This window comes from Dyella sp., assembly GCF_035685805.1.
Taxonomy (GTDB): Bacteria; Pseudomonadota; Gammaproteobacteria; order Xanthomonadales; family Rhodanobacteraceae; genus Dyella_A.
The window spans coordinates 63,842-80,637 of the sequence record NZ_DASSAB010000017.1; the positions used below are offsets into that span (position 1 = coordinate 63,842).

At 70.7% G+C, this 16,796-nt stretch carries 14 protein-coding genes; 8 read left to right on the forward strand and 6 right to left on the reverse strand.

Annotation, left to right across the window (positions count from 1 at the left end; genetic code table 11):
* Nucleotides 1–14 precede the first annotated feature (14 nt).
* From tatB to VFG40_RS04005, 3 genes are read left to right on the forward strand one after another with little or no spacing between them, the layout of a single operon-like run.
* Entirely contained in the window at nucleotides 15–530 is a 516-nt protein-coding gene (tatB, locus tag VFG40_RS03995) for a Sec-independent protein translocase protein TatB (RefSeq protein WP_324895153.1), read from the forward strand.
* Nucleotides 517–1,275 (forward strand): twin-arginine translocase subunit TatC, encoded by a 759-nt coding sequence (tatC, locus tag VFG40_RS04000; protein ID WP_324895155.1) that lies wholly within the window; start codon nucleotides 517–519, stop codon nucleotides 1,273–1,275. The genes tatB and tatC overlap by 14 nt, the downstream gene beginning before the upstream one ends.
* On the forward strand, nucleotides 1,256–1,753 hold the full coding sequence (locus VFG40_RS04005) for a cupin domain-containing protein (RefSeq protein ID WP_324895157.1): 498 nt from the start codon (nucleotides 1,256–1,258) through the stop codon (nucleotides 1,751–1,753). The genes tatC and VFG40_RS04005 overlap by 20 nt, the downstream gene beginning before the upstream one ends.
* 13 nt (nucleotides 1,754–1,766) lie before the next feature.
* Here the strand turns inward: VFG40_RS04005 and ctpA are convergent, their stop codons facing one another.
* Together ctpA and VFG40_RS04015 are read right to left on the reverse strand one after the other, a co-directional pair.
* The gene (ctpA, locus tag VFG40_RS04010) at nucleotides 1,767–3,113 is read right to left on the reverse strand and encodes a carboxyl-terminal processing protease CtpA (RefSeq protein ID WP_324895159.1); all 1,347 of its coding nucleotides are present in this window, start codon (nucleotides 3,111–3,113) and stop codon (nucleotides 1,767–1,769) included.
* Between the two features lie 123 nt (nucleotides 3,114–3,236).
* The gene (locus VFG40_RS04015; RefSeq protein ID WP_324895161.1) at nucleotides 3,237–4,439 is read right to left on the reverse strand and encodes a murein hydrolase activator EnvC family protein; all 1,203 of its coding nucleotides are present in this window, start codon (nucleotides 4,437–4,439) and stop codon (nucleotides 3,237–3,239) included.
* Nucleotides 4,440–4,785: 346 nt separating this feature from the next.
* Between VFG40_RS04015 and gltB the strand changes: the two genes are divergently transcribed.
* The 3 genes from gltB to VFG40_RS04030 are packed head-to-tail and all read left to right on the forward strand — an operon-like array spanning nucleotide 4,786 to nucleotide 10,873.
* Nucleotides 4,786–9,228, forward strand: a complete 4,443-nt coding sequence (gene gltB / locus VFG40_RS04020; RefSeq protein ID WP_324895163.1) for a glutamate synthase large subunit — start codon at nucleotides 4,786–4,788, stop codon at nucleotides 9,226–9,228.
* Nucleotides 9,225–9,440: a hypothetical protein gene (locus VFG40_RS04025; RefSeq protein ID WP_324895165.1), complete on the forward strand. Its 216-nt coding sequence runs from the start codon at nucleotides 9,225–9,227 to the stop codon at nucleotides 9,438–9,440. The genes gltB and VFG40_RS04025 overlap by 4 nt, the downstream gene beginning before the upstream one ends.
* Nucleotides 9,437–10,873: a glutamate synthase small subunit GltD family protein gene (locus tag VFG40_RS04030; protein ID WP_324895167.1), complete on the forward strand. Its 1,437-nt coding sequence runs from the start codon at nucleotides 9,437–9,439 to the stop codon at nucleotides 10,871–10,873. Before VFG40_RS04025 ends, VFG40_RS04030 begins: the two co-directional genes overlap by 4 nt.
* Nucleotides 10,874–10,877: 4 nt before the next feature.
* On the opposite strand, the gene VFG40_RS04035 is transcribed toward VFG40_RS04030, so the two are convergent.
* Nucleotides 10,878–12,221 carry a hypothetical protein gene (locus tag VFG40_RS04035; RefSeq protein WP_324895169.1) on the reverse strand — a complete coding sequence of 448 codons (1,344 nt, stop codon included), beginning with the start codon at nucleotides 12,219–12,221 and terminating at the stop codon, nucleotides 10,878–10,880.
* Nucleotides 12,222–12,509: 288 nt separating this feature from the next.
* Here VFG40_RS04035 and VFG40_RS04040 point away from each other — a divergent pair, with 288 nt between their 5' ends.
* Together VFG40_RS04040 and ligB are read left to right on the forward strand one after the other, a co-directional pair.
* A complete protein-coding gene (locus tag VFG40_RS04040) occupies nucleotides 12,510–13,265 on the forward strand; it encodes an NRDE family protein (protein ID WP_324895171.1) in 756 nt (251 codons plus the stop codon).
* A 158-nt stretch (nucleotides 13,266–13,423) separates the two neighbouring features.
* Complete coding sequence (gene ligB / locus VFG40_RS04045; RefSeq protein WP_324895173.1) at nucleotides 13,424–15,115, forward strand: NAD-dependent DNA ligase LigB; 1,692 nt, start codon at nucleotides 13,424–13,426, stop codon at nucleotides 15,113–15,115.
* Nucleotides 15,116–15,121: 6 nt separating this feature from the next.
* Here ligB and VFG40_RS04050 read toward each other — a convergent pair whose 3' ends face one another.
* Genes VFG40_RS04050 through VFG40_RS04060 form a run of 3 tightly spaced genes read right to left on the reverse strand, consistent with a single transcriptional unit; the run spans nucleotide 15,122 to nucleotide 16,796 of the window.
* Complete coding sequence (locus VFG40_RS04050; RefSeq protein ID WP_324895175.1) at nucleotides 15,122–15,520, reverse strand: YchJ family protein; 399 nt, start codon at nucleotides 15,518–15,520, stop codon at nucleotides 15,122–15,124.
* A gap of 33 nt (nucleotides 15,521–15,553) precedes the next feature.
* A complete protein-coding gene (locus VFG40_RS04055; protein WP_324895177.1) occupies nucleotides 15,554–16,123 on the reverse strand; it encodes a lipocalin family protein in 570 nt (189 codons plus the stop codon).
* Nucleotides 16,124–16,172: 49 nt separating this feature from the next.
* Nucleotides 16,173–16,796: a DUF938 domain-containing protein gene (locus VFG40_RS04060; protein WP_324895179.1), complete on the reverse strand. Its 624-nt coding sequence runs from the start codon at nucleotides 16,794–16,796 to the stop codon at nucleotides 16,173–16,175.

Below are 16,796 nucleotides of genomic sequence, written 5' to 3' on the forward strand. Positions count from 1 at the left end.
GGCGACGTGCGGCCATGATCGAGATCAGCTTCGGCAAGCTGCTGCTGCTGGCCATCATCGCGTTGATCGTGCTGGGCCCGGAGAAGCTTCCCCACGCGGCGCGTACCGCCGGCACCCTGCTGCGTCGGCTGCGGGCCGGCTGGGACAGCGTGCGCGCGGAGGTCGAGCGCGAGCTCGAGATCGAGGAGATCCGGCGCGTCGCGCGTGAGGCGGCGGCGCAGGCCGAGGCCGCGCAGGCCAAGCTCGACCTGGCCCAGGCGCAGATCAACCGCGCCGCCAGCACCGCCACCGGCGCGGTGTCTGCCGATGTTGGCGCGGCGCTGGGTGCGAAAGAGCCGACCGCCGCAGGCGAACCGGGCAGCGCGCCGCTGATGACCGGTCCGCTGCCTGAGGAGCGCCGCGTGCAGCCGGCCCCTGATGCGACCGCCACCGCCGCCCCGGCAACGTCGGCCCCAGTCAACGCCCCCGCCCCCGCCCCGAAGGCGGATGAGTCGGACGCACCGGATGAGGTGTCACGTGGCCACGCCTGAGCTGGAAAGCGACCTGCAGCAGGGCCTGTTCTCGCACCTGCTGGAGCTGCGCTCGCGGCTGGTACGCGCCAGTGTCACCGTGCTGCTGGTGTTGCTGGCGCTGGTGCCGATGGCCAACCGGCTCTATACCGAGCTGGCCGCGCCGCTGGTGGCGCGGCTGCCGCAGGGCGCTCATCTGATCGCCACCGAAGTGGCCAGTCCGTTCGTCACGCCGCTGAAGCTGGCGTTCTACGTGGCGCTGTTCATCGCCATGCCGATGATCCTCTACCAGCTGTGGGCCTTCGTCAGCCCCGGCCTGTACAAGCACGAGAAGCGTCTGGCCCGGCCGCTGCTGGCCGCTGCGCTGGTGCTGTTCTACATGGGTTGCGCGTTCGCCTACTTCCTGGTGCTGCCGGCGGCGTTCCGGTTCCTCGCCGCGGTGACGCCCGAGGGCGTGGAGATGATGACCGACATCACCCACTACCTCGATTTCGTGATGCTGATGTTCTTCGCCTTCGGGCTCTGCTTCGAAGTGCCGGTGGCGGTGGTGATCCTCGCGGCGATCGGCGCGGTGAGCCTGGAGAAGCTGCGCAGCAGTCGCCGCTACGCCATTGTCGGTGCCTTCGCGATCGCCGCCTTCATCACGCCGCCGGACATCACCTCGATGATCATGCTGGCCGTGCCGATGTGCCTGCTCTACGAGCTCGGCGTGCTGGCGGTGGCGTGGCTGCTCAAGCCCGGCGCGGATGCCGACAAGGCCCGTTGAGCGCCCTGGTCCCGAGCGCGCGGGCCGACTGATCGAGCGCCTGGGATTGGTGCCGCATGTGGAGGGCGGTCATTACCGGCGCATCCACACCTCGGCGGCCCCGGCCGGCACGCGGCCGGCGCTCAGCGCGATCCACTTTCTGTTGCGGGCGGGTGAGTCCAGCGCGTGGCATCGCGTGGATGCCGACGAGGCGTGGCATTTCGTCGAGGGTGAGGCGCTGGAGCTGCTGATCTATCAGCCGGACGACGATCAGCTGCGCCGATGCCGGCTGGGCCCGCTGGCCGAGGCGCCGAACGACGCGTCGGCGCCGATCCAGGTGGTGCCGGCGGGTGCGTGGCAGGCGGCCCGCTCCTTGGGCGCCTACACCTTGTGTACCTGCCTGGTGGCGCCGGCGTTCGACTTTGCCGGGTTCCGCCTGCTGGACGATGCGGCTCTGGCGGCCCGGCTGCGGGCGCTGGTGCCCGAGCTGCAGCGCTGAGCGCTGCCGCGGCTCAACGCTTCTGCGGGGTCGTAGCCGGCGCGTGGTTCAACGCCAGCCCCTTGAGCACGTTGAGCGCCTGCGACAGCGCATAGTCCTGGGTGGCCAGCGTGGCGTTCTCCGCGCTGCCGTCGTTGTTGATGTCCTTCGCTGCGCTGCCGTCCTCGTTGGCCAGGTGGTGGCTCAGGTCCGCCTCGGAGGTGATCAGTTGCGGACCGCTGTCGGCCTTGTTCACGGTGAGATCGGCCAGCGCGATGTCCGGTTTGATCCCTTCGGCCTGGATCGAGGTGCCACTGGGCGTGTAGTAGCGCGCGGTGGTGATCTTCACCGCGTGGGTGGCGTCCAGCGGCAGCACGGTCTGCACCACGCCCTTGCCGAAGGTGCGTTTGCCGATGATCAGGGCACGGTGGTTGTCCTTCAGTGCGCCGGACACGATCTCCGCCGCCGACGCGGTGCCGTTGTCCACCAGCAGCACCAGCGGCGCGCCCTTGAGCAGGTCGCCCGGATGGGCGCTGAAGTCCATGTTGGCGTCGGCGAGGCGGCCGCGCGTGGTGACGATGGTGCCGGCATCGAGCAGGTCGTCGCTCACCGCGACCGCCGCGGTGAGCAGGCCGCCCGGGTTGGAGCGCAGGTCGAGCACCGCGCCCTTGGGCTGGCCTTTGCGGGCAATCAGATCGGCGAGCTTCTTCTCCAGGTCCGGTGCGGTGTCCTCCTGGAACTGGCTGATGCGGATGTACGCGTAGCCGGGCTCGATCTCGCGGGTGCGCACGCTGGTGACGGAAATCTTCTCGCGCACCAGCGGCAGGTCGATCAGCTGGTCGCTCTTGTCGTGCACGATGGTCAGCGTGACCTTGCTGCCGGGTTCGCCGCGCAGGCCCTTGAACATCGCGTCGATGTTCTCCGCGGTGACCGGCTTGCCATCGATCTTGACGATGGTGTCGCCGGGCTTGATGCCGGCGCGCGCGGCAGGCGTGTCGTCGATCGGCGAGACGATGCGCAGCTCGTCATCCTGCTCGATCACCTCGATACCCAGCCCGCTGTAGGCGCCGGTGGTGTCTTCGGTGAGTTCGGCCAGCCCATCCTTATCGAGATATTCGCTGTGCGGATCCAGCCCGGTGAGCATGCCGCTGATCGCCGCCCGCATCAGGGTCTTGTTGTCCACTTTCTCCACATAGGCCTGGCGCACCACTTCGTACACGCGGCTGAAATTGCGGATGTCGTCCAGGTCCACCGTGTCGGCGGCAGCCACCGAAGCGGCCGGCGCGGGCGCGGTGCTGGCGGCGGTGGCGGGGGCGTCCTGGGCGCGGAGCAACGGGCTGGCCAGCAGCAGTGCGAGCAGGCCGTAGGGGGACAAACGCATGGGACAACTCCGGAGTGGCGATGAGCGTGGCGCAGGTGTGCCGGGCGCTTGGACCGCAGGCAGCGGCGGGAATTCAGCCGCGCGGGGCGGTCGCGCTAGCCTGCGGCGCGGCGGGGCGCGGCGTCAACGATGGCTGGCCAGCCAGCCGCGCGGGTCCACCGGCTTGTTGTGCTGGCGCAGCTCGAAGTAGGCACCGGTGTTGACCCCGGTCGGGGCCATCGCGGTACCTACGGTGTCGCCCGCGTCCACGGTGTCGCCCACCCGGTGCAGGATCGCCTCGTTGTTGCCGTACATGCTCATCCAGCCACCGCCGTGATCGAGGATCAGCAGCATGCCGTAGCCACGCAGGAAGCCGGCGAACACGACCCGGCCGCGCGCCACGGCATGCACGTCGCTGCCGCCCGGCGCCTTGATCAACACGCCATTGCCGTAATTGTGCACGTCGCCGCTGGCGGGCCAGGGCAGGTTGCTGCGGATGTTCGCCAGCAACGGGGTCTTGCTGCGGTCGGCGCTGGTGCGACCGCCATGATCGCGCGCGGCGTTGCGCGCGGCCTCGCGGGCCGCCGCGTCGATCGCCGCCTGTAGCTTGCTCACCAGCGACGTCAGGGACTGCTCGTTCTGCTTGAGCGCCGCCAGCCGCGCGCGCTCGTCCTGATAGGTGGCGTCCACCTTGTCGGCGAGTTTCTTCTGCTCGGCGCGGCGCGCCGCCAGCGTCCTGGCCTGCTCGGCCTGGGTGGCGCGGGTGGCTTCCAGTGCCTGCTGCTCGGCGGTGATGGCCACCTCCACCTGCTGCAACTGGGTGAGGTCGGCCATCAGCTGCTCGACCCGCTTCAGCCGGTCCTGCTGGAAGTACCGGGAGTAGGCCAGCGCACGCGCGATGCGACTCACGTCCTCGTCGCCCATCAGCAGGCGCAGGTCCGAGCCCTTGCCCAGCGCATAGGTGGCGCGCAGCAGGGCGGCGATGGCCGCCCGCTGGCCGTCGAGTCGGTGCTGGATCTCCTGCCGCTGCTGCTGAAGTTGGTCCAGGTCGTGCTGTTTGGCGGTCAGTTCGGCTTCGGAACGACGCAGGGCACCGGCCGCCTCCGCCAGCGCCTTTGCCCGGCGCGCCAGCTCCGCGTTGACGCTGTCGCGGCGACTGGCGGTGTCGGCCTGCTCCTTTGCCAATGCCTCCATCCGTTCGCGCACGTCATTCAGACGTTGCTGCGCTGCGACCTTCTGCTGCGCGCTCTGCTGGGCGAAGGCCGGCGTGCCGCCGCCCAGCCACACGAGCAGCAACGGGACAAGGAGGGAGCGGGAGGCGGAACGGAAACGGAGGGATGGCTGCATGGGCTCGATTATCCCCGAGCGCGGGCACCGCCGCGACGGTGCGGCACACGCGCTGGCTTTCGGCAGGCCGGCGCTGCTTCCCCGGCGTCGCAGGTGACCCGGCGGGCGGTCCGGTAGTTTGGGTCGACAGGCACGATGAACGGGATCTGGTCACGCGCGGGCGCGGTCCGTCGCGCTGCGGCGTGCGCATGATGCGCCCCGAGCCAATCAGTTTCACTTGGAAGTATAGCCGTCCATACGTTTTCTTTGACGCGCCGCAGCAACTGTGCTCTAGTCGAAGCGCTCCCCTTCGCAGCAAGCCGCTTCTCCGCGGTTGATCGCTGCACAGCGCAATCCAGGTGACGTAATGACGGTAGCGGGCAACGCAACGCTGTACGACCCCGGCTTCGAGCACGACAGCTGCGGCTTCGGCCTGGTGGCCCAGATCGACGGCCGCGCCAGCGCGTGGGTGGTCGATACGGCGTTTGCCGCGCTGGGGCGGCTGTCGCACCGTGGCGGGGTGAATGCCGACGGCATCAGTGGTGACGGCTGCGGCATGCTGCTGCATCGACCGCAGTCGTGGCTGCGTGCGCTGGCCAAGGAGGCGGGCATCGCGCTGGGCGAATGCTTCGCCGCAGGGCTGGTGTTCCTGGACCCGGCCGGCGGCGATGCCGCCGCGGTGCAACTGGAGCGCCACCTGCGCGAGGAGGGGCTGGAGACCGCGGGCTGGCGCGAGGTGACGGTGCGGGCGGATGCGTGCGGGCCGCTGGCCGCCGCGGCGCAGCCGCGCGTGCGGCAGATCTTCGTGGAACCGGCGCAGGGTATGGCGGCGGCGGCCTTCGAGCGCGCGCTGTTCCGCGCGCGCCGGCGCACCGAGCACACGTTGCGTGAGGACGCCCATTTCTACGTGGTGACGCTGTCGGCCGAGGTAGTCGGCTACAAGGCGATGGCCGCCCCCGGCCGCCTGCGCGAGGTCTACCCGGACCTGCGGCACCCGGCGCTGGCCGCCGACGCCGCCGTGTTCCACCAGCGCTTCTCCACCAACACCATGCCGCGCTGGCGGCTGGCGCAGCCGTTCCGCCTGCTGGCGCACAACGGCGAGATCAACACCATCCGCGCCAACCGGCGCTGGATGCAGTCGCGCGAGTCGATCCTGCACTCGCCGCTGCTCGACCTGTCCGACCTCGGTCCGCTGGTCAGCCAGACCGGCTCGGATTCGGAAAGCCTGGACAACGCGCTCGAGCTGCTGCTCGCTGGCGGGCTGGACCTGCTCACCGCGATGCGCGTGCTGGTGCCGCCGGCATTCGCCGCACGCGAGGGCATCGACGAGGACCTGGCCGCGTTCTACGAGTACTACGCGCTGCACAGCGAGCCGTGGGACGGGCCCGCTGGCCTGGTGATGTGCGACGGCCACTACGCCGCCTGCACGCTCGACCGCAACGGCCTGCGCCCCGCGCGCTGGGCGCTGTCGGCCGACAACCACCTGATCGTCGCGTCCGAGGCTGGGCTGTGGGACGTGCCGTCGTCGCAGATCCTGGCCAAGGGGCGGCTGGCACCGGGCGAGATGATCGCGGTGGACCTGCAGGCGCATCGCCTGCTGCGCGATGCCGACATCGACGCCATCAACCGCCGCCGCGCGCCGTTCCGCGACTGGATCCGCGCGGGCCTGAGCTACCTCGAGTCCGATCTGATCGATCCGACGCTGGCGGCCGAGCCGCTGCCGGCCGACGAGCTGCACCGCTACCAGAAGCTGTACGGGCTGACCCGCGAAGAGCGCGAGTCGGTGCTCAAGACGCTGGCCGACCTGGAAATGGAGGCGACCGGCTCGATGGGCGACGACACCCCGATCGCGGCGATGTCGCGCCAGGTGCGCCCGCTGTTCGACCGCTTCCGCCAGGCGTTTGCGCAGGTCACCAACCCGCCGATCGACCCGCTGCGCGAAAAGCTGGTGATGTCGCTGGTGACCCAGCTCGGCCCCGAGGGCAACGTGCTCGAGCTCAAGGCCGAGAACGCGAAGCAGACGCTGATCAATTCGCCGCTGCTGTCGCAGCGCAAGCTGCGCCAGCTGCTGGCGCTGCCGCAGTTCGCCGGCACCCCGCGCTTCGACCTGATGTACGCGCACGAGGAAGGCCTCGAGCAGGCGCTGCATCGCCTCTGCCGCGACACCGCGCAGGCAGTGCGCGAGGGCCAGGTGCTGGTGTTCCTCAGCGACCGCTATCCGCAGCGGGACACGCTGCCGATCCACGCGCTGCTCGCCGTCGGCGCCGTGCACGCACACCTGATCGACGAAGGCCTGCGCTGCCAGTGCAACATCATCGTGGAGACTGCCACTCCGCGCGATCCGCACCAGTTCGCCTGCCTGATCGGCTTCGGCGCCACCGCGATCTACCCGTGGCTGGCCTACCAGAGCCTGTTCGAGCTGGGCCGCGAGGGACACATCGCCAGCGATCGCGCCGAGGTCGGCCGCAGCTACCGGCGCGGCATCCGCAAGGGCCTGCTGAAGATCCTCTCCAAGATGGGCATCTCGACCATCGCCGGCTACCGCGGCGCGCAGCTGTTCGAGATCGTCGGGCTGTCGAAGGAGGTGGTGGAACTGTGCTTCCCCGGCACGCCCTCGCGCATCGGCGGCGCCACCTTCGCCGACCTGGAACACGACCAGCGCCTGCTGGCGGCCGAAGCCTGGGACGAGGCGCTGCCGCTGCGCGCCGGTGGCCTGTACAAGTACATGCACGGCGGCGAGTACCACATGTACAACCCGGACGTGATCGCCAGCCTGCAGCTGGCCGTGCGCAGCGGCAGCGCGCAGGACTACCGCAGCTACGCCGACCACGTCGACCACCGCCCGCCGTCGGCGCTGCGCGACCTGCTCGGCCCGCAGCCGGCCGGTGCGCCGGTGCCGCTGGACGAGGTCGAGCCGATCGAGGTGATCCTCAAGCGCTTCGACTCCGCCGGCATGTCGCTCGGCGCGCTGTCGCCGGAAGCGCACGAGGCGCTGGCCACGGCGATGAACCGGCTCGGCGCGCGCTCCAATTCGGGCGAGGGCGGCGAGGATCCGGCGCGCTACGGCACCGAGAAGATGTCCAAGATCAAGCAGGTCGCGTCCGGCCGTTTCGGCGTCACCCCGCACTACCTGGTCAACGCCGAGGTGCTGCAGATCAAGGTGGCCCAAGGCGCCAAGCCGGGCGAGGGCGGCCAGCTCCCCGGACACAAGGTGGACGCCACCATCGCCCGGCTGCGTTACGCCAAGCCGGGCATCGGCCTGATCTCGCCGCCGCCGCACCACGACATCTATTCGATCGAGGACCTGGCCGAGCTGATCCACGACCTGAAGGAAGTGAATCCCGGCGCATTGATCTCGGTGAAGCTGGTCTCGCACGCCGGCGTGGGCACCGTCGCCGCAGGCGTGGTCAAGGCCGGCGCGGATCTCATCACCGTGTCCGGCCACGACGGCGGCACCGGCGCCAGCCCGCTCACTTCGATCAAGTACGTCGGCACGCCGTGGGAACTCGGCCTGGCCGAGACCCAGCAGACCCTGCGTCGCAACGACCTGCGCGGGCGCGTGCGGCTGCAGACCGACGGCGGCCTGAAGACCGGCCTGGACGTGATCAAGGCGGCGATGCTGGGCGCGGAGAGCTTCGGCTTCGGCACCGGCCCGATGGTCGCGCTGGGCTGCAAGTACCTGCGCATCTGCCACCTCAACAACTGCGCCACCGGCGTGGCCACGCAGCACCCGGTGCTGCGTCGCGATCACTTCATCGGCCTGCCCGAGATGGTGATGAACTACTTCCGCTTTGTCGCCGATGACGTGCGCGGGCAGCTGGCGCAGCTCGGCGTGCGCTCGCTGGCCGAGATCATCGGCCGCACCGATCTGCTGCAGCAGCTCGAGGGCACCACGCCGGTGCAGCACCGGCTCGACCTGCGTCCGCTGCTCGGCGAGCAGCTCGGCGCCAACGTCGATGCGGCCTGCACGCTCGCGCGCAATCCGATGCGCGATCCCGCCGCGCTGGCCTCGCGGATCAGCGCCGATGCGGATGAAGCCGTGACGCGCAAACTCGGCGGCACCTTCGAGTACCCCATCGCCAACACCGACCGGGCGATCGGCGCGCGACTGTCCGGCGACATCGCCCGGCTGTACGGCGATCACGGCATGGACGCATCGCCGATCCTGCTCAGGCTCACCGGCGCGGCCGGGCAGAGCCTGGGTGCCTGGAACGCCGGCGGCGTGCATATCGACCTGGTCGGCGAGGCCAACGACGGCGTCGGCAAGGGCATGGCCGGCGGCCGCATCATCGTGCGGCCGCCGGCGGATTCGCCCTTCGCCAGCCAGGATGCGGCAATCATCGGCAACACCTGCCTGTACGGCGCCACCGACGGCGAGCTGTTCGCCGCCGGACGCGCCGGCGAGCGCTTCGCCGTGCGCAACTCCGGCGCGCTGGCGGTGGTGGAGGGTGCCGGCGACCACTGCTGCGAGTACATGACCGGCGGCGTGGTGGCGGTGCTGGGCAAGGTGGGCCTCAACTTCGGTGCGGGCATGACCGGCGGCTTCGCCTACGTGCTGGACCTCGAGCGCGATTTCGTCGACTGCTACAACCACGAGCTGGTCGACATCCTGCGCATTTCGCCCGAAGGCATGGAGAACTACATGCAGCACCTGCGCCAGCTGGTGACGCGGCATGTGGAGTACACCCACAGCGAGTGGGGCCGGCAGATCCTGCGTGACTTCCGCGGCCTGCAGTACAAGTTCTGGCTGGTGAAGCCGAAGGCGGCGAGCCTGGCGGCGCTGGCCGACGAGCTGCGGAGCGCGGCATGAGCGAGAAGCGAACGTTGCTTCTGCGCGCCCCCAGCGCGCCGTCATTTCCGCGAAAGCGGGAGGTGCTCTTCAACGGCGATTGCCGGTCATCCATTCTCCGCCTTGGCTCCCCGGCACAATGGATGCCCGCTTCCGCGGGCTTGACGCCCGGTATTTCCGATACATCAGGCGGCGTGGCCGCGATGGACCTCGGCCGCAGGAACCGCGCATGACCGACAAGACCTTCCAGTTTCTCAACCTGCCCCGACAGCCGCCCCGCACGGTGCCGGTGAACGTGCGCGTGCTGGGCTTCGGCGAAATCTCCGGCGACTTCGTGCCCAAGGATGCCGGCAGCCAGGCGGAGCGCTGCATCGACTGCGGCAACCCGTATTGCGAGCACGCCTGCCCGGTGCACAACTACATTCCGAACTGGCTCAAGCTGGTGCAGGACGGCCGCATCATGGAAGCGGCCACGCTGATGCACGAGACCAACCCGCTGCCGGAGATCTGCGGCCGCATCTGCCCGCAGGATCGCCTGTGCGAAGGCGCCTGCACGCTGGAGCAGACCGCGTTCGGCTCGGTCACCATCGGCAGCATCGAGCGCTGGATCACCGACGAGGCGCTGCGCCAGGGCTGGCGTCCGGACCTGAGCCACGTCAGGGAGACCGGCCAGCGCGTGGCGATCATCGGCGCCGGCCCGGCCGGATTGTCCTGCGCCGATCGGCTGCGCCGCGCCGGCATCGCCGCCGACGTGTACGACCGCCAGAGCGAAATCGGCGGCCTGCTCACCTTTGGCATTCCGCCGTTCAAGCTGGAAAAGGACGTGATCCGGATCCGCCGCGGTGTGCTGGAGGAGATGGGCGTGGTGTTCCACCTGGGTCGCGAGGTCGGCCGCGACGTCGAGTTCGGCCAGCTGCTGGACAGCTACGACGCGGTGTTCGTGGGCACCGGTGCCTACACCTACGTAGACGGGCAGCTGCCCGGGCGCGCGCTGCACGGCGTGCACGACGCGCTGCCGTTCCTGATCGCCAACACCGAGCGGCTGCTGCGCAACGAGCCCTCGCCGATCGATCTGGCCGGCAAGCGGGTGGTGGTGATGGGCGGCGGCGATACCGGCATGGATTGCGTGCGCACGGCGGTGCGTCTGGGCGCATCGGCGGTGAGTTGTGTCTACCGCCGCGACGAGGCGAGCATGCCGGGCTCGGCGCGCGAGGTGAAACATGCCCGGGAGGAAGGCGTGCAGTTCGTGTTTCATCGCCAGCCGCTGGCCATCCTGGGCGACGAGGCGGGGCACGTGCGCGGCGTGCGGCTGATCGCCACCGAGCTGGTCGACGATGGCCACGGTCGCCGTCGACCGCAGAACGTGGCGGGGACCGAGGTGGAGATCGAGGCGGACGTGGTGATCCAGTCGTTCGGCTTCCTGCCCAGCCCGCCGGACTGGCTGAAGGCGCACGGCGTCGAACTGCATCGCTCCGGGCGCGTGATCACCGGCGAACACGGCGCGCTGCCGCACCAGACCACCCACCCGCAGATTTTCGCCGGCGGCGACAACGTGCGCGGCGCCGACCTGGTGGTGCGCGCCGTCTACGACGGGCGCGAGGCGGCCGGCTCGATCGTTCGGATGCTGGCGGCGCAGCCGGCTGCCCACGCCGCCGCGGTGGCCTGAACGCTCAGCCCGGCGGCACGCGCACGTTCTGGCTCTCCGAGATCCGTCCGTCGCCGCCCACCACGCGCAGCCGGTAGTCGCCCGGGCGCAGGTACAGCTCGCTGGCGGTGGCGCCGCGCAGCGGCCGAACCCGGTCGTGCAGCGGCGGCGGGTTCGGGGGCGGATCAAACAGTACGCGATCGGCCGCCACCGCATCGTCGCCTTCGGCCGCTGGCAGCGCCTCCACCAGGCAGGGCCAGCGCGCGCCGCACAGGGTGTCGCCACTGATGAAGTAGGGCCGGCGCAGCCCCCCGAGCGTGAGCCAGCCCGGCCGCTCACGCCGCATGCGCGGGGGCGGGAAGAACACGCTGACGTCGTAGCCCGTGCGCAACGACCACGGGCGACCCTGGGTGTCGGTGAAGACGAACGGCTGGTCCGGATGGGCAGTGGCCATGACGGCGCTGTACCAAGGGTGGTCCTGCGCCGCTTGCGGATGCGGGATCATCATCGTCTGCTCCACCGTCAGCGCGTCGATGTCGTCCAGCTGCTGCAGGTACTGCGCCATGCTGCGGCCGCCAAGGTAGGCCCCCTGCTCCTGGATGTGCGCGTAGCCCGCGTTCACCACCAGCCGCGCTTTCGGGTCGCGGCGAAACACGCGCTCGTAGAGGTTGCGCGCCTGCATGCGTTCGCGCGCATCGGCCGTGCCGGGCTGATCGGACTCGTAGGCGACCACCGTGAAGCCCAGCGCCAGCGCCGTGCGCACCATCTCGGCATAGATCGGCTCGCGCGTGTAGAAACCGCTGTCGGCGGTGGCATAGCCGCGTTCGGACAACGCATGGTCGTCGCCGTAGAGCGTCTCCACCGCGAAATAGTTGAACCCCTCGGCACGCAACTTCGCCAGCAGCGGCACCGTCAGCGAGCGCGTCAGCGGCACGTTGTGGGCTTCGTTGAGCAGCACTACGCGTCGATCGCGCGCCAGCCGTGCGACGGCGTCGATCGCGGCAACCGGGTGGTACCCGTCGGCCAGTGGCGAGGCGGCATCGCCCGGCTGCATCGGCTGCGCAATCGAGTAGCTCAGCTGCGCGTTGGGGTAATCGCCCACGTAGGTCTGGTACCAGCTCAGGTACTGGCTGAAGATCACGTTGAAGGCGCGCTCGTCGGGCGCGGCGCTCGTCGCCGCGTCCATCATCACCCGGTAGCTTGCCAGCAGCGTCCGGCGCTTTTGCGCCTCGGCCATGATCCGCTCGGAATGCTCGGCCGCTTCCACCTGCGCATGGCGCCATGCATCGGTCTGCTGTCCGTGCGCTGCGCCGAAGGCGGTGATGCAGGCGGCCGCCAGCAGCATGGCGGGATATCGGATCGTAGGCATGGCAACCTCCGGCGCCAGCGGGTGACGCCGCGCAGTGTGCGGCAGCCGCCGGGGCGGTGAAAGGGTCGCCCCCGCGCTGCGGCGGCGCGTTGCCATCAACGGCATCGTTGCAGCGGCACCGGCCGGCGACTTTCCGACCCATGCGTTTGGCCCCTAGCATGGGCATCCCGTACCCGGCGTGCGTCTTGATCGGCGCGTGTCGGCGCGCGTCCCACGGAGCTGCGTAGCCATGAACGAGACTTTTCCGCACCGCCGACCCGACGACGTGCGCCACCGCAGGCGGTTGGCATGTGCCTGATCGCGTTTGCCTGGCAGGCGCATCCGCGCTGGCGACTGCTGTTGCTGGGCAACCGCGACGAATACCATGCGCGCCCGGCGGCTCCGCTGGCGCGCTGGCCGGATACGACGCTGGCGGCCGGCCGCGATCTGGAGGCTGGCGGCACCTGGCTGGGGGCAGCCGCCGACGGACGCTGCTGCGTGGTGACCAATGTGCGCGACCCACGCGACCCGCAGCTGGGGCGTTCGCGCGGACTGCTGGCGCTGGACTACCTCGCCGGGTCCGATGCCGCGGCGGTGCACGCCGACCGGCTGCTGCGCGATGCCGCGCACTACCGGCCGTTCAACCTGCTGACGTTCGATGCCGGCGCTGCGTTCTATCTCGGCAACCGGCCACAACCGCGTCAGCAGCGGGTTGCGCCGGGCCTCCACGGCTTGTCGAACGCGGATTTCAATACGCCGTGGCCGAAGACCCGCACCCTGATCGCACGGCTGCAGGCCTGGCTGGACGAAGCACACGGCGATGATTTCGAGCCGCTGTTCGCGGCGCTGGCCGATGAACAGCCGGCGCCGGATCACGCGCTGCCCGACACCGGGATCGGACACGAGCGGGAGCGGTGGCTGTCGTCGGCCTTCATCCGCGGCGAGACCTACGGCACCCGCGCCAGCACGCTCGTGGCGATCGGCCACGACGGGCACGTGATGATGATCGAGCGCCGGTTCGGCCCCGGCGGCCGCGCGGATGGCCAGACCACGATCAAGCTTTAGGCAAACGCGAGGCGCGCGCAGCACGGGTGTGGGCGGTTGCCCGCGTGGCGCGGGCGCTGCGGCTGACGGCGAGGCGCGCAGCGCCCCGGCTGGACCGCCCGCGGTGGTTTTCCATGCTGTGGGGCGGAAGGCGCACACCGCGCCGGGGAGCACTGCACATGCGCCATGGATGGCTGATCATCACGCTCGGCTGGGTTCTCGCGGCCAGCGTCCGTCCGGCCGCCGCGGCCGCCTGTCCGGCATGGACCGCCGCGCAGGCGCGCAGCGAAATGGGCGCGCTGCATGACCAGCTGGCGGAATGGAACCACGCGTATCGGGTGCAGGGTACGGTGCCGGTAGAGGACGCCATCTACGATCAGGCGCTGGCCCGGTTGCAGGCCTGGCAGACGTGTTTTCCGCGCCAGGCGCCGCCTGCGCTGGCGCATCTGGCCGATGCCGGCGGCAGCGCGCGGGCGCCGGTGGTGCAGACCGGCCTGGCCAAGCTGGCCGACGCCGCTGCCGTACGCGATTGGCTGCAAGCACGGCTCGGCCGCGATGTGTGGATCCAGCCCAAGGCCGACGGCGTGGCGGTGACCCTGCTGTACGAACACGGCGCGCTGCGCCAGGCGGTCAGCCGCGGCGACGGCGTGCACGGCACCGACTGGACCCACGCGGCCCGACAGATCGCGGCGATCCCGCCGACCCTGCCGCAGGCGCCCGCGCGCGTGGTGCTGCAGGGCGAGCTGGTGTGGCGGCTGCCCGGCCACGTGCAGGCCACCGACGGCGGCAGCAATGCGCGCTCGAAAGTAGCCGGTGCCATGGCGCGCGACACGCTGGACGCGGCCAGCGCGGCGCGGATCGGCCTGTTCGTGTGGGATTGGCCCAGCGGGCCCCGCGGCATGGACCAGCGACTGGCCGGGCTGCGCGCCATGGGCCTGGCCGACAGCGCCGCGCTGACCCGGCCCGTGCACACGATGGCCGACGTGGAGCACTGGCGCGCGCGCTGGTATCGCCAGGCGCTGCCCTTTGCGGCCGATGGCGTGGTGCTACGCGAAGGTCGCCGCCCGGACCCGGAGGGCTGGCAGGCGAGTCCGCCGGCCTGGGCGGTCGCCTGGAAATTCCCCGCGGCGCGGGCGCTGGCGACCGTGCGCGCGGTCGATTTTCGCGTCGGCCGCTCAGGCCGCGTCAGCGTCGTGCTGCAACTGGAGCCGGTGGTGCTCGATGACCACCGCGTGCAGCGGGTCAGCGTCGGTACGCTGGCGCGCTGGCGCGAGGTGGACGCGCGCCCCGGCGATCAGGTCAGCGTGTCGCTGGCCGGGCTGACGATCCCGCGCTTCGACGGCGTGATCTGGCGCACGCGCGAGCGTGCGCCGGTATCGGTGCCGGTGGCACGCCACGGCGCGCTGGACTGCTGGCATCCGGTGGCCGGGTGCCGGCGGCAGTTTCTCGCGCGGCTGGTGTGGCTGGGCGGGCGTCGCGGCCTGGACATCGACGGCATGGGCGAGGCCGCCTGGCAACGGCTGATCGATGCCGGCCTGGTGCGGGGTCTGCTCGACTGGATGGATCTCACGCCAGCCCGCCTGGCCGCGGTGGAGGGCATTGGCGCAGCGCGCGCGACGGCGCTGGCGCATGGCTTCGCCCGTGCCCGTGCGCGTGGCTTCGTCCGCTGGCTGACCGCGCTCGCGCCACCGCCACTGGGTGCCGCCTCACGGCCGGACTGGACCACGCTGGCCACGCGCACCGAAGCGGACTGGCGCGTTGCCGATGGGGTCGGGCCCGTGCGCGCGCGCCGTCTGCACGCGTTCTTCCATCACCACGACGTGGCCGCCCTGGCGGCCCGGTTGCATGCGGCGGGGGTGGCCGGCTTCTGAGCCGGCTCAGGCTCCGACGTCGCCGTCGACGTAAAACCAGCGCCCGTCCTCGCGCACGAAGCGGCTGGTTTCATGCATGCGCTGCGCGCTGCCGCCGCCGTAGCGCACCCGCGCGACGAACTCGACCACGGCGCGGTTTCCCTCGGTGTCGTGCCGTTTCACGCTGAGCCCCAGCCATGAAGGGGCCGGGTTGGCCGCGGCAAGCCCCAGCGCGGCCGGGCGGGTGCTCGCGTGCCAGGTCGCCAGCAGGTAAGCCTCGTGTTCGAGCACGTAGGCGCTGTAGCGCGAGCGCATCAGCCGCTCGACACTCTCCGCCGGCGCTCCCTCGTGCAACGGGCCGCAGCAGCGGACGTAGTCGTCGCCCCGGCCGCACGGGCAGGGCCGGGCTTGGGTGGAAACACGCACGGCGAACGCTCCGATCGGTGGTGGACCTGCCGTCTACAGCGGCTGGAAGCTGCGCAACTGGCCGCTGATGATCAGCGGTGCCAGATCGTAGCCCAGCCCGCGTGCCTTCGCCTTGAGCGTCTCCAGCACGTTGCGTTCCATGGTCGGCTCGCGCGCGAGCAGCCACAGCTGGTCGCGATCGGGTGCTCCGAGCATCATCCACTCCCCGCCCGGCGCCAGTGCCAGCACCCAGCGCTCGCTCCAGGCGCCGGACCACCAGCGCAGCCACGCCGGCACGTTGGCGAACTCCAGCTGCCCCGGCTCCTCGATCGGATGCCGTCGGCGCACCGCGGCCTGCCGGATGTGCGGGGTGCCATCGCGCTGCTGGCTGCGGCGCTCCACCTGCAGCGCACCGTCGCCGAGGACCTCGAAGCGCAGGGTGATGTGCTTGTCGTCCGCCTGCTGCAGCGGCGAGGGCAGCCGGGCTATCTCGTGCCATGCGCCGGCCAGCCGTTCCAGCGGCAGCTGCGGTACGGCCTGCATCGGCGCTGGCTCGCGCCGGGGCGTCGCGGCCATGGCCGCGCTGAGCGGCACCGCGAGGGAAGGAAAAGCAAACCGGCTCATGCAGCAACCTCTGGACAGGACGGGCGGATGCGAACGCGAGCGACGCGTCCTACCGTGGCAGATACGAGCCAGCGTCCGCGATGGTTGCGCCACGCTGCCACACCAGGCACGCATTGTTGGCCGGCATCGGCAGCCTCGCCTGCAGCGCAAACCCGGACGCCATGGCGAGCGCATCCACTGCCTGCCAGTCACGGATGCCCATGCGCGGGTCGCGTACCTTCAATGCGGCGTCGAATGCTGCGTTGCTTTCGCTGGTGAAACGGCCGGCGTCGTTGAAGGGCCCGTACATCACCAGCCGCGCGTCGGCAGTGGTGACGCCGGGCAGCGCGGCGAACAGCCGCTGAACCTGCGGCCAGCCCATGATGTGCAGCGTGTTGGCGCTGAAAACCGCGTCGTAGCGGCCGGCAGGCCACGGCCCGTCCACATCCAGCGCGAGCGGCGCGGGGGTATTGGGCAGCGACGCGTGGGCCAGCCACGCGCGGATGCCGGGGAGGTGTTCCTCGCGGTCGCTGCTTTGCCAGACCAGCCGGGGCAGGCCGGCAGCAAAGTGCACCGCATGCTGGCCGGTGCCGCTGCCGATCTCGAGCACCCGCTGGCGATCGGCGAACCCGTGCTGCAACACCTCGAGGATCGGCCCGCGGTTGCGCACGCAGGCCGGCGAGTCAGGCAGCAT

Excerpts from the sequence above, each read along its gene's own strand:
- VFG40_RS04040 (WP_324895171.1), top strand. The coding sequence starts at position 12,510 with ATGTGCCTGATCGCGTTTGCCTGGCAGGCGCATCCGCGCTGGCGACTG.
- gltB (WP_324895163.1), top strand. The coding sequence starts at position 4,786 with ATGACGGTAGCGGGCAACGCAACGCTGTACGACCCCGGCTTCGAGCAC.
- VFG40_RS04060 (WP_324895179.1), bottom strand. The coding sequence starts at position 16,796 with ATGCTGCCTGACTCGCCGGCCTGCGTGCGCAACCGCGGGCCGATCCTC.
- VFG40_RS04055 (WP_324895177.1), bottom strand. The coding sequence starts at position 16,123 with ATGAGCCGGTTTGCTTTTCCTTCCCTCGCGGTGCCGCTCAGCGCGGCC.
- ctpA (WP_324895159.1), bottom strand. The coding sequence starts at position 3,113 with ATGCGTTTGTCCCCCTACGGCCTGCTCGCACTGCTGCTGGCCAGCCCG.
- VFG40_RS04035 (WP_324895169.1), bottom strand. The coding sequence starts at position 12,221 with ATGCCTACGATCCGATATCCCGCCATGCTGCTGGCGGCCGCCTGCATC.
- VFG40_RS04015 (WP_324895161.1), bottom strand. The coding sequence starts at position 4,439 with ATGCAGCCATCCCTCCGTTTCCGTTCCGCCTCCCGCTCCCTCCTTGTC.
- VFG40_RS04005 (WP_324895157.1), top strand. The coding sequence starts at position 1,256 with ATGCCGACAAGGCCCGTTGAGCGCCCTGGTCCCGAGCGCGCGGGCCGA.
- tatB (WP_324895153.1), top strand. The coding sequence starts at position 15 with ATGATCGAGATCAGCTTCGGCAAGCTGCTGCTGCTGGCCATCATCGCG.
- VFG40_RS04030 (WP_324895167.1), top strand. The coding sequence starts at position 9,437 with ATGACCGACAAGACCTTCCAGTTTCTCAACCTGCCCCGACAGCCGCCC.
- ligB (WP_324895173.1), top strand. The coding sequence starts at position 13,424 with ATGCGCCATGGATGGCTGATCATCACGCTCGGCTGGGTTCTCGCGGCC.
- VFG40_RS04025 (WP_324895165.1), top strand. The coding sequence starts at position 9,225 with ATGAGCGAGAAGCGAACGTTGCTTCTGCGCGCCCCCAGCGCGCCGTCA.